Source organism: Pseudomonas sp. FBCC-B1667 (genome assembly GCF_059133255.1).
In genome coordinates this window covers 6,826,278-6,839,801 of sequence record NZ_CP101437.1, presented here as the reverse complement: position 1 = coordinate 6,839,801, position 13,524 = coordinate 6,826,278, and the positions used below count along the sequence as shown (strand labels likewise).

Genomic DNA, 13,524 nt, shown 5'->3' with positions numbered 1-13,524 from the left:
GTCTCCTGCAAACAGATGGGCTGGGCAGGCCGGGGCGCGCTGCCCCGACCGGTTCCTTGATTGCGCAATAGACCGGGTCATTTGCTTTCCGCCTGTTTCAGCTCCAGCACTTCTTTAGGAGTGACCATGTCGCCTTTGTTGTTGCCCCAGGCGTTACGTTCGTAGGTCACGACCGCCGCGATATCGACTTCCGAGAGCTGCTTGCCGAACGCCGCCATGGCGGTGCCGGGTTTGCCGTGGAACACCAGGCTCAGGTGACCTTCTTTCGGTCCGGTGGCGATTTTCGAACCCTTGAGTGCCGGGAACATCGGCGGCAAGCCCTGACCTTCGGCCTGGTGACAGGCGACACACGTGGTGTGATAAATCTTGTCGCCGCGCTCCTTGAGCTCGTCGAGGGTCCATTCCTTGCTGGTCAGCTCTTTGAGTTGCAGGGCTTCAGCCTTGCGCTCGGCGAGCCATTTTTCGTAGTCGGCCTTTTCCTTGACCTCGACCACGATCGGCATGAAGCCGTGGTCCTTGCCGCACAACTCGGCGCATTGGCCACGGTAGATGCCGGGCTTGTCGATGCGGGTCCAGGCTTCGTTGACGAACCCTGGTATCGCATCGCGCTTGACCGCGAAGGCCGGCACCCACCAGGAGTGAATGACGTCGGCGGAGGTCACCAGGAAGCGCACCTTCGCGCCAATCGGCAACACCAGCGGCTTGTCGACCTCGAGCAAGTAGTGCTCGCCCTTGGTTTCCTTGTTGTGGATCTGGTCGGCGGGGGTGGCCAGGTTGCTGAAGAACTCAACGTCCTGGCCCAGGTATTTGTAATGCCACTTCCACTGATAGCCGGTGACCTGGATATCGATATCCGGCTCACTGGCGTCGTACATCTTGATCAGCGTTGCCGTCGCAGGAACCGCCATGGCCACCAGGATCAGGAATGGCACGATGGTCCAGAGTATTTCGACGGTGGTGCTTTCATGAAATTTTGCGGCCACCTGCCCGGTCGAGCGGCGGTGGACCATCATCGACCAGAACATGGCGCCGAAGACGATGATGCCGATCACTACACAGATCCAGAAAATGGTCATGTGCAGGTCAAATACTGCGTGACTGATTTCAGTCGCTCCTGGCGCCATATTCACAGTCCAGGCCGCTTGCGCCTGACTGAAAATCGACCACAACAGGAGGCCCATCCAGACGTGTGGATGTCGCATCATTGCGGGTTCCCCTTATCGTTCTTGTTATCCCGCCGGCTTTCACCTGCGGCAAGGGAGCGGCTGTTTCAGACTACGAACTTGAATCGCCGGGCCTTGCTGCGTGTGCAGTCGGGCGTCATCAGCTAACTCCATTTCCAACCCGAGTATAGACAGCGACTGCGACCTCGCAATGTGATGGCGTAAATGATCTGAAACAGCTGGGACTTGCGTTCAAGGTCCCGAATGGAGAAGGATGCAGACGAGTGGTGGCAAATCGATATAACGGAGGCGTCTCAAGGATGAAACAATTATGACAAATGCGTCTTAGCATTTTTCATAAGGCAGCTAAGTTATGTCTTCCCTATTTCATTGCCTTTGTTTCCTGGAGTTTTCATGAACACCGCCGCATTGCGCGAGCAGATCCAAAAAGCCCAAACACATGAAGCCGAGACCGGCCTGCTGACACGTCAGCTGGAAAGCAAACTGCCTCATCTGCATCCTTCGATCCAATTGCCGGAGGCGGACGCCAATGGCGTGCTGACACGTTTTGTCGCTGCCTACATCGACGAAGTACCTGATCTGCTGGAAGCAGCCAATGAAGTGGCCAGGGAAGCCGGTATCGAGTCACAGATCAAACCGGTGCTGACCATTGCCGAACAGTACTTCCTTCAGCCGCCGACGATCATGGCGGGGCATGTCGGGCTCGACAGCCTGCTGGACGAAGCCTACCTGGCGCACCGTTTTGTCGAAGAGGTCAACGACCTGTACATCAAGCATCTGGGCCAGCCATTGATCCCCTTGGACATGACTGTCGCCAACCTGATTGCCCACCAATTGATCGGTGAGGCGTTTGCCAACCAACTGGATGAAGTGGTGCATCACGCCCTGGACGAGATGCTCGACGACCAGAGCTTTGCATTGGAGTCGGTGGAAGCCTACCGCGAGAAACTCAGCAGCCCTGACACGGGCGCCGCGTGGAAGCGCTGGCCGTGCATGTCGCGCCGTTTGGGTGTCGGCCTGGAGCTGGACCAGCCGGCGGCTTGATCCAACGGTTAACATAAAACCCCTGTGGGAGCGGGCTTGCTCGCGAAAACGGTAGGTCATTCGATATCAATGTTGAATGATTGACTGCTTTCGCGAGCAAGTCCGCTCCCACATTGCCTTTGTTTAACCCGCAGCACCCACGCCGGATGTCGTTCGCAACCGCCCCTCCAACCTGCGCTTCAACCCCCGCGCTTCAATCAGCAGCGTCGAACCCTTGGCCGCATTCGCCCGACCCCATTCCTCCAGCAACTCCAGACACGAGTGATCGATGTAACTCAGGTTATTGAGCGGCACATGCACCGTCGCACCGGCGGGAATGGTGCCCAGCACCTGGGTCAGCGCCGGCACCTTGAGGAAGGTCGCTGCACCGGTCAGCCGTAACTCCATTTCGCCGTCCGCCGGGAGGTCGATCAGGCTGATTTTCAGTCGCGAAGCCTTCCACGCCAGTTTCGCCAGCGTCAGGCCGAAGCCAATCAACACACCCGTGAGCAGGTCAGTAAAGATAATCGCCAGCGCGGTCGCGGCGTAGGTGAACATCGGCATCCGCCCATATCGGCCCAGGCCGCGAAAGGCCTTGAGGTCGACCAGTTTGAAGCCGGTGTAAACCAGCACACCCGCCAGGCTCGCCACCGGAATGCTTTGCAGCGCGCTCGACAGCAACAACACAAACGCCAGCAGCCACAGACCGTGGAAGATCGCCGACAGTCGCGTGGTGGCGCCGGCCTGTACGTTGGCCGAACTGCGCACGATCACGCCCGTCATCGGCAATGCACCCAATAGACCGCAGAGCATGTTGCCCACGCCTTGCGCCGACAATTCCCGGTCGAAATCTGAGCGCTGGCCGCTGTGCATGCGGTCTACCGCAGCGGCCGACAGCAGCGTTTCGGCGCTGGCGATAAACGCCACGGCGAACGCCGCGACCAACAGCGTAGGGTCTGCCAGATTGAGCAAGTCCGCGGGTTTCAGCCAGTCGATGGCCTCGGCCAGGTTGGCGGGGACTTCCACGCGTTTGACCTGAAGCGCCAGCATCAGGCTGGCGACTGTCGCCAGACCTACGCCCAGTAGTGCACCCGGAACGAATCGCAACGAATGAGGCCGAAATTTTTCCCACAGCCACATCACTGCCATCGTCGACAACCCGAGCAACCCGGCTTGCCAGCCCAGCGATGGCAGGGCTTGCATCACCGCGGCTGGAAAGGCTGCCAGATTATCCAGCCCGGAAGGCTTGGGCACCCCGTCGAGCATGACGTGCACCTGGGACAGCACGATCAGCACGCCAATCCCGGCGAGCATGCCGTACACCACCGCTGGCGCCGTGACCCGAAACCAGCAGCCCAGCTTCAAGCGCCCGGCCACCAGTTGCAGAAAACCCGCGAGCAGCAGGATCGGCCCGAGCATGGCGACGCCGTGCTGGCGCACCAGCTCGAACACCAGAACCGCCAGACCCGCTGCCGGGCCGCTGACTTGCAGCGGCGAGCCGGCCAGCCAGCCCACGACTAAACCGCCGATAATCCCGGTGATCAAGCCCTTGGCGGGCGGCAACCCCGAAGCGATGGCGATGCCCATGCACAAGGGCAGGGCGACCAGAAACACGACCACCGAAGCCAGGAGCTCCCGTGGCAAAACAGCTTTCAGTTGCGCAGCACGCATAGTGAAGCTCCCGACATTTTTCAGGCATGGCGAAGCCGGACTGCTGGATCAGCAGCCTCGACTCAACCACACGGGTATTTAGGAGGTTTTAAAAACGCGCTTTGGGCGTTGCCACCGGAATTGGATGGCTGCCATCGAGCGGAAGGAAACACCCTTGGTCCGCGTCGTACGCTTTGATTTCGCTGGTTTCGATGCTGTAGACCCAACCATGGATAAATAGCTGACCGTTGGCCATGCGCGAGGCCACCGATGGATGCGTGCGTAAATGCTGTAGCTGAGCGATCACATTCTCTTCGGTGAGTATGTGCATGCTTTCGTTTTCGTCAGCGCAATGGCAGTTCTCCTGGACCATGGTTTTTGCCACTTCGGCGTGACGCAGCCAGGCTTTGACCGTCGGCATCTTTTCCAGGCTCTGCGGGTTCAGTACCGCGCGCATTGCGCCGCAGTCGGAGTGCCCGCAAATGATGATGTGTTGCACGCCGAGGGCCAGGACCGCGTACTCGATGGCGGTGGACACGCCGCCGTTCATTTGCCCGTAGGGCGGCACAACGTTGCCGACGTTACGGGTCACGAACAGATCGCCGGGAGCGCTTTGGGTGATCAGCTCAGGAACGATGCGCGAGTCAGCGCAGGCGATGAACATCGCCCGGGGGCTTTGGGCCGTGGCCAGTTTTTTGAAGAGCTCTTCCTGCTGTGGAAAGACCTCGTGATGAAAATGCAAAAAGCCGTCAACGATATGCTGCAGCGCTGCATCGGCGGTTTCCGCCTCGGGTTGGGCTGAAGCCGACGCAGCCAACGGCTGTTTATCCTTGTCACTCATGAATTCATCCTCATAGGCGGAGTCAGGAAAGTGTCCTGTTTTGTCCTGTGTGAAGCCAGTGGCTGTTTGAAAAACATCCAGGTCGCAAAATCCGACCTGTCAGTCACTCGATGAACAAGGTAGCGGCTGAAACTTAACTCAAACTGAATCAAGCGCTCTAGAACGCGTGTTCCAGTTCACAAAAAACGTGACCGGCCCGAATGGTCCGTGCGTTTCCCACTACTCAACCATAGGCCAATTGTCCTCAAATCAACGACATCTGGCGACCCGGCGGACAGAAGGCTTCACAGTCCAGATCAAAACCTTCCCGGCGATTGAGCCCCAGGCGTTTGATGGTTTTAGCAAACCGTTGCGCCAGCAGGTCGGCAAATGGCCCTTCACCGCGCATCCGGGCACCAAACCGGCTGTCATAGAGTTCCCCGCCACGGCTCTGGCGGATCAGGCTCAACACATGTGCGGCGCGCTGCGGATAGTGGGCCGCGAGCCATTCTTCAAACAGCGGCGCAACTTCCAGTGGCAGTCGCAACATCATATAGGCCGCACTCTGCGCCCCGGCGGCATGGGCCTCGGTCAGCAGGCTCTCGAGTTCGCTGTCGTTGATCATCGGAATCATCGGCGAGCACAACACGCCAACCGGAATACCCGCTTCACGCATCACGCGGATGGCCCGCAACCGGGCCATTGGCGCAGCGGCGCGTGGTTCGAGGATGCGTTTGAGTTCGTCGTCCAGGGTGGTGAGGCTGATCATTACCGCGACCAGTCGCTGGCTGGCGAGCTCGGCCAGTAGGTCCAGATCCCGAAGAATCAGCGAGCCTTTGGTAATGATGGTCACCGGATGGCGGTAACGCAGCAGCACTTCGAGGGTTTTTCGGGTGATTTTGTACTCGCGCTCGACGGGTTGATACGGATCGGTGTTGGAGCCGAGGTTGATCGGCGCACATTGATAGCCGCGTTTGTTCAGCTGTTCTTCCAGCACGTCGGCGGCGTTGGTCTTCGCGATCAATCTGGTTTCGAAATCCAGCCCCGGCGACATGTCCCAATAGGCGTGGCTGGGCCGCGCATAGCAATAGATGCAGCCATGCTCGCAGCCACGGTAGGGATTGATCGAGCGATCGAAGGGCAAGTCCGGCGAGTTGTTACGGGTGATGATGGTTTTCGCCGTTTCGATGCGCACCTCGGTCCCCCGGGTGAGCGGCGCTTCCTGATACCAGCCGTCATCCTCGGCCACCGAACGATTCGGCGCAAAGCGGTTGTGCGGGTTGGTGGCGGTGCCGCGACCGCGCGGGGGCAAGGGGGTAGCCATCGACAAGATCCTTTAGCTGTATGCGCATACAGTATACGGCCTTGACACCCTCGGCCAGTGCCGTTCGGCACCTGATAACCTTCGAGCCTCGTCATTATGAGAAACATAAAGTGCGTGGCACTTTATTCGCTGTTGTCAGTATTCTTCGCTGCACACGAAGTTATCGTGTCCTCACTATTAAAAGGATTTAATAAATGTCAGGCTACAATCAGCGTGGTGTTTTCTTACAACTATTGCCACCTTCTATCGTTAGTCCAAAAGAAGTTCGGGTTTCGATGCAGTTTGCATTAAAGGAGGAAGGTTATGATCCCGTAAACCGGGCACTCACCTACTCCCTGCTGGATACCAGCACGCGCGAGGCCGTGTCGAATGATGGCGGCGTTACCTTTGCGATGGCCAGCACGCCTGATGTCAACGGTGATGGTGCAATCGACGCGCAAGACAAAGTTGTTTTGATTGCGTTAGCGAAGGCGTATGCAAAGATTATTAATCCTTGAAGGCAGCTAACGTCTGCGCTCAATGAACACTTCTAAAACGACACGGAACTTATCCGTGTCGTTTTTTATGAGTTGAATTTACAGGCAACAAGAAGAAACCGGGGGCGTGGTTCAATTCACGATTCTTTGACGGATGGCTCACAGGCCTTTGACTGCTCACAGCAGAAGCTATGCCGTACTTATTCAACAGGGTTGTCCAAGCATGTCCCGACTGCGCCTCTTGCCTGCGACGTTTCTGCTGTCAATGGTTGCACTTTTTAACCTGACCTTGGCCCATGCGGATGACAGCGCTTCACCCCGCCCGTCTGAGTGGGCGCAATCGGTCGAGGTGCAATACAACCTCTTTCGGATGTCCCCGACGCTCTACCGCAGTGCGTTGCCTGACCGCGGAGCCCTTCCACTGCTGGAAAAACTGAAGGTTGGAACCGTCATCAATTTTCTGCCTGAATCGGATTCAAGCTGGTTGTCTACGCCGGGTATCAATCAGGTCCAGCTACCCTACCGCACCAATCACGTGGATGACGCGGATGTACTCACGGCCCTTCGCGCCATTCAGACGGCGGAGTCCCATGGCCCGGTGTTGATGCATTGCAAGCACGGGTCGGATCGTACGGGGTTGATGGCGGCCATGTATCGGGTCGTGATCCAGGGCTGGAGCAAAGAAGACGCACTGAGCGAAATGACTCAAGGCGGCTTCGGTGACAGTACCCACTTTAAAGATGGTGTGCGCTACATGATGCAGGCCGACGTCGACAAGCTTCGCACCGCATTGGCCAATGGCGATTGCAGCACCAGCCCGTTTGCCACCTGCTCGATGAAGAGCTGGTTCAAATCCGCTCATGTCGAGTAAGTAAGGCCAGGAGGGCCGCCACCTTGCGCATGGTGAAAGGCGCAAGGTGGTGGTCAATCAGTGTTGCTCGTCCGGCTTTTTCTTCAGCTTGGGGTTCGGAAAAAACTGTACGGCCTGAACCTTGGCGTCCGGCACCTTCAGCGCCGAGGTGTTGACCCGAGTGCCCAACTCCTTGGGCACGGACAGACCTTGTTCATTCAACGTGTCGGAATAACCGCAGGCCACGCACTCGCGGTGTGGGACCTCGTCTTCGTTCCACATCATCAGTTTGTCCGGCTCGCTGCAGGCCGGGCAGACTGCCCCGGCGATAAAGCGTTTTTTGGTAATCACTGGTCCCTCGCTCATGCTGCCGCGTCCTCACTCAGGCCGCTGTGGCGCAAGAGTGCGTCAATCGACGGTGCACGGCCACGGAAGTCGACGAACAACACCATCGGCTCCTGGGAACCACCGCGTGCCAGGATGGCTTCGCGGAACGCGCGACCGGTCTCGGCATTGAGCACGCCGTCTTCTTCGAACTTCGAGAAGGCGTCGGCCGACAGTACTTCGGCCCATTTGTAGCTGTAGTAACCCGCCGCGTAACCGCCAGCGAAGATATGCGCAAAACTGTTCGGGAAACGGTTGTAGGCCGGTGGACGCATGACCGACACCTCGTCACGCACGCCTTCGAGCACTTGCGCCACGCTGCGACCGTCACCGTGGGTGGCGTGCAGTTCGAAGTCGAACAGCGAGAACTCCAGCTGACGCACCATCATCAGGCCGGACTGGAAGTTTTTCGCCGCGAGCATTTTCTGCAGCAGGTCTTGAGGCAGGGGCTCGCCGGTTTCGTAATGACCGGAAATCAGTGCCAGGCCTTCCGGCTCCCAGCACCAGTTTTCCATGAATTGGCTCGGCAGTTCGACGGCATCCCAGGCTACGCCGTTGATGCCGGAAACGCCGGCGTGTTCGACGCGGGTCAGCAGGTGGTGCAGGCCGTGACCGAACTCGTGGAACAGGGTGGTGACTTCATCGTGGGTCAGCAGCGCAGGCTTGCCGCTGTCGGCCGGGGTGAAGTTGCACACCAGGTTGGCCACCGGGTTTTGCAACACACCTTCAACCGTGCGGCGACGGTCGCGAGCGCCGTCCATCCATGCACCGCCGCGTTTGTTGGCACGGGCATAGAGATCGAAGAAGAAGCGGCCGACGTGCTGGCCGTTTTCCTTGATTTCGAACAGGCGAACGTCCGGGTGCCAGGTGTCGAAGCCTTTCTGTTCGGCAATTTCGATGCCGTACAGACGCTGGACGATGGCGAACAAGCCGCTCAACACTTTGTCGATCGGGAAGTAGGCGCGAAGCGCTTCCTGGGCAACGCTGTAACGCTGCTCGCGAAGTTTTTCGCCGTAGAATCCGCTGTCCCAGCTTTGCAGGTCCGGGCAGCCTTGTTCGGCCGCGTAGGCTTTGAGCTGATCCAGGTCCTGTGCGGCAAACGGCTTGCTGCGCTTGGCCAGGTCGCGCAGGAAGCTGAGCACCTGATCGCTGGACTCGGCCATTTTGGTCGCGAGGCTCAGTTCGGAGAAGCTGGCGAAACCGAGCAGTTTGGCCAATTCCTGACGCAGATCGAGGATTTCTTCCATGACCGGGCCGTTATCGTTCTGACCGGCATTCGGGCCTTGGTCCGACGCGCGGGTACAGTAGGCGGCGTAGACTTCTTCGCGCAGGGCACGGTCGTGGGCGTAGGTCATCACCGCGTAGTAACTCGGGAATTCCAGGGTGATCAGAAAGCCTTCCAGGCCCTTGGCCTGTGCGGCGGCGGCCATCTGCGCCTTGGCCGAATCGGTCAGGCCGGCGAGGGTGGTTTCATCGGTGACGTGTTTGGTCCAGGCTTGAGTGGCGTCGAGCAGTTGGTTGGAGAAGCGGCTGCCCAATTCCGAGAGCTTGCTTTGCACTTCGGCGTAGCGTTTCTGCTCGGCTTCCGGCAGATCAATACCCGACAGACGGAAGTCGCGCAGGGAATGTTCCAGGATAGTTTTCTGCGCCACATCGAAACCGGCGGCTTCCGGGCTGTTAGCCAGGGCTTCGAAGGCTTCGAACAGTTCGCGGTTCTGGCCCAGCTCGGTGGAGTAGGCGCTCAAGGCTGGCAGGCAGGACTCGTAGGCTTCACGCAATTCGGCGCTGTTGCACACGGCATTCAAGTGGCTGACCGGGCTCCAGGCGGCGCCCAGGCGATCATTGAGCTCGTCCATCGCCAGCACCAGGCCGGCCCAGGTCGGTTGTTTGCCCTGGGTCTTGAGGATCTCGATAATGGCCGCGCGGTTGTCAGCCAGGATCTGTTCAATGGCCGGTTGCACGTGTTCGGCACGGATCGCCGAGAACGGCGGCAGGTCGTAGGACTGCAAAAGAGGGTTGTTCACGCTCACGGTTGGCACCTTGGCTGGAAGAAACATGCGGCCATCTTAATTACAATCGACGCTCACCGCAGCTATCAGCAACAGAGAGAAACCCTATCGTGAACCTTCGCAAGTACCAGAACCACACGCCGCTGTTGGGCAAAGGCGCTTTTGTCGACGGATCGGCGGTGGTAATCGGCGACGTTGAAATCGGCGAAGACAGCTCTGTCTGGCCGCTGACAGTGATTCGCGGCGACATGCACCGCATCCGTATCGGCGCGCGCACCAGTGTTCAGGACGGCTGCGTGCTGCACATCACTCATGCCGGCCCGTTCAATCCCGATGGCTTTGCGTTGCTGATCGGCGACGATGTGACCATCGCCCATAAAGTCATGCTTCACGGGTGCAGTGTGGGCAGCCGGGTTCTGATCGGCATGGGCGGCATCGTCATGGACGGTGCGGTGATCGAAGATGAGGTGATCATCGGTGCTGGCAGTCTGGTACCGCCGGGCAAACGCCTGGACAGCGGCTTCCTGTATGTGGGCAGCCCGGTGAAACAGATCCGCCCGCTGACCGACAAGGAAAAGGCCTTTTTTACCTACAGCGCGGCGAATTACGTGAAGCTCAAGGATCTGCATCTGGCTGAAGGTTACGACCAGCTCTGACCCGTCCCGTTATTGCCCAGGAATATCCATGCATTACCAAACCGTTTTATTCGACCTCGATGGCACCCTGACCGACCCGCGCGAGGGCATCACGCGTTCGATCCAGTTTGCCCTGAGTAAATTGGGCATCGATGAACCCGACCTGACCAAGCTGGAACACTTCATCGGCCCGCCGTTGCTGCAGGCATTTATGCAGTTTTACGACTTCGATGAATCCAAGGCCTGGGAAGCGGTGGATTTCTATCGCGAACGCTTCAAAGTCACCGGTCTATACGAGAACCGTGTGTTCGATGGCGTCACCCCGCTGCTGGAAACCTTGGGTGGGCAAGGGCGTCAGTTGTACATCGCGACCTCCAAGCCATGGGTGTTCGCCCGGGAAATCGCCCGGCACTTCGACTTCGCCAAACATTTCAAAGTGATCTACGGCAGCGAGCTGGATGGCACGCGTACGAACAAGGTCGAGTTGATTGCGCATTTGATGGCTGAAGAAGGGCTGGACCCTGCCAATACCCTGATGATCGGCGATCGTAAGCATGACCTGATCGGTGCGCGCAGTAATGGGCTGGATGCAGCGGCTGTGGGTTACGGGTTTGGTAGCCACGAAGAGTTGAGTGCTGAAGCGCCGACTTATCACTTTGAAACGCTGGATGAGATGCATCAGGCGTTTTTGCAGCGTTGATCAAATCCATTCGCGAGCAAGCCCGCTCCCACAGGGGATTTTTGAACACAGGTCCATTGTGGGAGCGGGCTTGCTCGTGAAGCGGCCGCTCAACCAGCGGAATTTTTTGATTCTGCCAATGCCTTCAACGCCGCCTTCCGCTCCTCAGCCGGTAATGCCCCCAGCTGCTCGACCGCCTCATAAAACTTCACCCAATCCCCTCCCACCTGCCGAAACAACGCCGCAAACCCCGGCACCCATTGGTCATACAACCCAAACGGCAACAGCCGGGCATTGTTCATCGGGGCATTGACCCAGGCGTCATAGCGCCTGTCCCCCGCCCATTGGCTGTCACGCAGCTGCCGGTATTCGCTGCGCAGTCGCTCGAACTCAGCCGCCTTGCGCTGGCGCATCTGATCCACCGGCAAGGGCAGAGCGTAAAGCGTCTCAAGGCGCGTGCGACTGTCCAGCACCAGTTGGGTGAATTGATCCCGGCGCCGCACCTGTGCGCCGTTGTCCGGCGGCAGACCGCGGGATGCGCGCCATTGGCGCGTGCCTTCCTGCTCGACGAAGCTGGCGAAAGACTCATTGAACTCAGTATCGTCCTTCACATAATCACGTTGATGCGCCAGCTCATGAAAAATCAGCGTCGCCAGCCGCTCGTCGCCCCAGCCCATCATTGAGCTGAGGATCGGATCGTCAAACCAACCGAGCGTCGAATACGCCTCGACGCCGCCAACCGACACGTCCATACCTTGCAGTCGCTCTACAGCGGCCTCACCGCGGGCGGCGCTCTGGCTGTAGTAGCCGCGATAGGCGACGCAACCGGCGATCGGGAAGCAATGGTTCTGCGGCTTCAGGGAAAACTCCGGGGTGACGAAGACGTTCCAGACCACGTACGGCCGGCCTATGTCGGCATACAGGCGGTAGCTTTGATTGTCCGGAAGATGAAGGTGTTGGCTGGCGAATGTACGGGCTTTTTGCGATTGGGCCAGGTGCGCACGAAGTTTCTGATCGCGGGATGGATCGGCAATCACCTCGGCAACCGGCTCACGGGCCCGCAGCAATTGCAGCTGGCCATTGGCCAATTGACCGTAATAACTGACAGTGGCGCAACCGTTGAGCAGCAAGAGCAACGCACCCGGAAACAAAACGCGCAAAACGCGATCAAGTAACCCAAGGCTTGGAAACGGCCTGATCAAAATAAAATCATCCTTGGAAAGTCTGCCCGCAAGACTATCCCGCCTGACTGGAGCTGCGCTATGCACAAGTTGATGCTGACGGGGGGCCTGTTGTTACTGACGGGCTGTGCTGGATTCGGATTCCCTCACCACGATCCGGCGCAAGCGTGGATTGACCTGGAATCAAAACAGCAAGACACGGCACTGCAAGCGGTGGAAGTCGATGACAAAGCCTCCAGTGACAAGCGCTATTTCCAGGTCCAGCCCGGTAGCCATGAGCTGACCGTGCGTTACCAGTTTGCGGTCCAGCCGACCAATATCGGCCCTGACGCCGAGCCACTGTGGCGTGACTGCCAGTTGAACGTGAAATTCAGTGACTTCAATGCCGGTGAGCGCTACCAGCTGCAAGCGGGGAATATTGGTTTTCGGCCGTGGGCGAAGCTGTATAACCAACAGCGCGAAGTGATTGGCCTAGGCACACCGACCGGCTGCCAACACACCTGATCAGCGTTATGCTGAATGTCCGAATCAGTGGGACATTCATCATGCGCAGGTTGATGCTGTTGCTCGCCGCCAGTGTGGTGGCGGGCTGTCAGAGCCCGTTGCCGGCGGTTAATCCGCAGATGGCCTGGGTCGATTTCTCTGTGCCATTCCCCAACGACAAGTTGTTGATGGCCGAACGACTGGACAATCAGCGGTTGAACGACGGACGCTTTTTTCAGGTCATGCCCGGCAGCCACGTGCTGCTCGTTCGATTCGACTTTGAAATACCCGGTGGAGGCGGTTTGGGCGTCATGGACGGTCCAACGGAACGGCTGTGCTATCTGACGATCAAGTACGATCATTTCGAAGCCGGTCAGCGTTATGTGCTGGTCGGCCAGTCGATCGTGTTCACGCCCGGCGCCCGGTTGTACAACGCCAAGCGCGAAATCGTCGCTGAAGACAGTGAATCCTATTGCCTGATGTGAGGCGAATCAGCGGTCGTTTTTCTGATAGATGATTTTCTTGGTGCCGCCGTCGCAGGTGCCTACGACCATATTTTGATCGTGCACTTCTTCGTTGGTGACGATTTCCAGGGTGTAGGACGAGACGTTGTTGGCCTGAATCTTGGCTTCGATTTCGGCCTTCAATTCTTCACAGGATTTCGGTGCGGCAAGGGCGGATGTGGCCAGTGCGCAACAGATAACCGCCAAGGCAAAACGTTTCATGGTTGAAGCTCCTTTGAAGCAGCACGCAGGGTAATGCGCTTTCACTGCTGTCATTTATTCGACCACAATTTCGCTGGTCAGGTTTTGTCCCCGCGCAAAAA

General features: G+C 58.4%; 15 protein-coding genes. 7 read left to right on the top strand and 8 right to left on the bottom strand.

Annotated features, from left to right (window positions below; genetic code table 11):
• Positions 1-77: 77 nt before the first annotated feature.
• Positions 78-1,205, bottom strand: a complete 1,128-nt coding sequence (gene coxB / locus NL116_RS31600) for a cytochrome c oxidase subunit II (RefSeq protein ID WP_494375452.1) — start codon at positions 1,203-1,205, stop codon at positions 78-80.
• Between the two features lie 372 nt (positions 1,206-1,577).
• Between coxB and NL116_RS31595 the strand changes: the two genes are divergently transcribed.
• On the top strand, positions 1,578-2,228 hold the full coding sequence (locus NL116_RS31595) for a hypothetical protein (RefSeq protein ID WP_494375451.1): 651 nt from the start codon (positions 1,578-1,580) through the stop codon (positions 2,226-2,228).
• Positions 2,229-2,351: 123 nt separating this feature from the next.
• Here the strand turns inward: NL116_RS31595 and NL116_RS31590 are convergent, their stop codons facing one another.
• The 3 genes from NL116_RS31590 to NL116_RS31580 form a co-directional block, all read right to left on the bottom strand.
• Entirely contained in the window at positions 2,352-3,878 is a 1,527-nt protein-coding gene (locus tag NL116_RS31590; protein WP_494375450.1) for a SulP family inorganic anion transporter, read from the bottom strand.
• Between the two features lie 88 nt (positions 3,879-3,966).
• Positions 3,967-4,698: a carbonic anhydrase gene (locus tag NL116_RS31585; protein WP_027926126.1), complete on the bottom strand. Its 732-nt coding sequence runs from the start codon at positions 4,696-4,698 to the stop codon at positions 3,967-3,969.
• A 244-nt stretch (positions 4,699-4,942) separates the two neighbouring features.
• A complete protein-coding gene (locus NL116_RS31580) occupies positions 4,943-6,001 on the bottom strand; it encodes a PA0069 family radical SAM protein (protein WP_494375449.1) in 1,059 nt (352 codons plus the stop codon).
• 194 nt (positions 6,002-6,195) lie between these two features.
• Here NL116_RS31580 and NL116_RS31575 point away from each other — a divergent pair, with 194 nt between their 5' ends.
• Both NL116_RS31575 and NL116_RS31570 read left to right on the top strand, forming a co-directional pair.
• Positions 6,196-6,498 carry a hypothetical protein gene (locus NL116_RS31575; RefSeq protein ID WP_494375448.1) on the top strand — a complete coding sequence of 101 codons (303 nt, stop codon included), beginning with the start codon at positions 6,196-6,198 and terminating at the stop codon, positions 6,496-6,498.
• 202 nt (positions 6,499-6,700) lie between these two features.
• Positions 6,701-7,348, top strand: coding sequence for a phosphatase domain-containing protein (locus tag NL116_RS31570; protein WP_494375447.1), 648 nt, complete (start codon positions 6,701-6,703; stop codon positions 7,346-7,348).
• 57 nt (positions 7,349-7,405) lie between these two features.
• Here NL116_RS31570 and NL116_RS31565 read toward each other — a convergent pair whose 3' ends face one another.
• The gene (locus NL116_RS31565) at positions 7,406-7,693 is read right to left on the bottom strand and encodes a YheV family putative zinc ribbon protein (protein ID WP_008152496.1); all 288 of its coding nucleotides are present in this window, start codon (positions 7,691-7,693) and stop codon (positions 7,406-7,408) included.
• A complete protein-coding gene (prlC, locus tag NL116_RS31560) occupies positions 7,690-9,768 on the bottom strand; it encodes an oligopeptidase A (RefSeq protein WP_494375446.1) in 2,079 nt (692 codons plus the stop codon). Before prlC ends, NL116_RS31565 begins: the two co-directional genes overlap by 4 nt.
• A gap of 62 nt (positions 9,769-9,830) precedes the next feature.
• Between prlC and NL116_RS31555 the strand changes: the two genes are divergently transcribed.
• Together NL116_RS31555 and NL116_RS31550 are read left to right on the top strand one after the other, a co-directional pair.
• Positions 9,831-10,376, top strand: a complete 546-nt coding sequence (locus tag NL116_RS31555; protein WP_494375445.1) for a gamma carbonic anhydrase family protein — start codon at positions 9,831-9,833, stop codon at positions 10,374-10,376.
• Positions 10,377-10,404: 28 nt separating this feature from the next.
• Positions 10,405-11,055: an HAD family hydrolase gene (locus NL116_RS31550; protein ID WP_494375444.1), complete on the top strand. Its 651-nt coding sequence runs from the start codon at positions 10,405-10,407 to the stop codon at positions 11,053-11,055.
• Between the two features lie 89 nt (positions 11,056-11,144).
• Here NL116_RS31550 and NL116_RS31545 read toward each other — a convergent pair whose 3' ends face one another.
• On the bottom strand, positions 11,145-12,236 hold the full coding sequence (locus NL116_RS31545) for an aminopeptidase (RefSeq protein WP_494375443.1): 1,092 nt from the start codon (positions 12,234-12,236) through the stop codon (positions 11,145-11,147).
• Between the two features lie 60 nt (positions 12,237-12,296).
• On the opposite strand from NL116_RS31545, the gene NL116_RS31540 reads away from it, so the two are divergent.
• Together NL116_RS31540 and NL116_RS31535 are read left to right on the top strand one after the other, a co-directional pair.
• On the top strand, positions 12,297-12,719 hold the full coding sequence (locus NL116_RS31540) for a PA0061/PA0062 family lipoprotein (protein WP_494375442.1): 423 nt from the start codon (positions 12,297-12,299) through the stop codon (positions 12,717-12,719).
• Positions 12,720-12,760: 41 nt separating this feature from the next.
• Positions 12,761-13,183, top strand: a complete 423-nt coding sequence (locus NL116_RS31535; protein ID WP_494375441.1) for a PA0061/PA0062 family lipoprotein — start codon at positions 12,761-12,763, stop codon at positions 13,181-13,183.
• 6 nt (positions 13,184-13,189) lie between these two features.
• Here NL116_RS31535 and NL116_RS31530 read toward each other — a convergent pair whose 3' ends face one another.
• Positions 13,190-13,423, bottom strand: a complete 234-nt coding sequence (locus NL116_RS31530) for a DUF1161 domain-containing protein (RefSeq protein WP_494375440.1) — start codon at positions 13,421-13,423, stop codon at positions 13,190-13,192.
• Positions 13,424-13,524 lie beyond the last annotated feature (101 nt).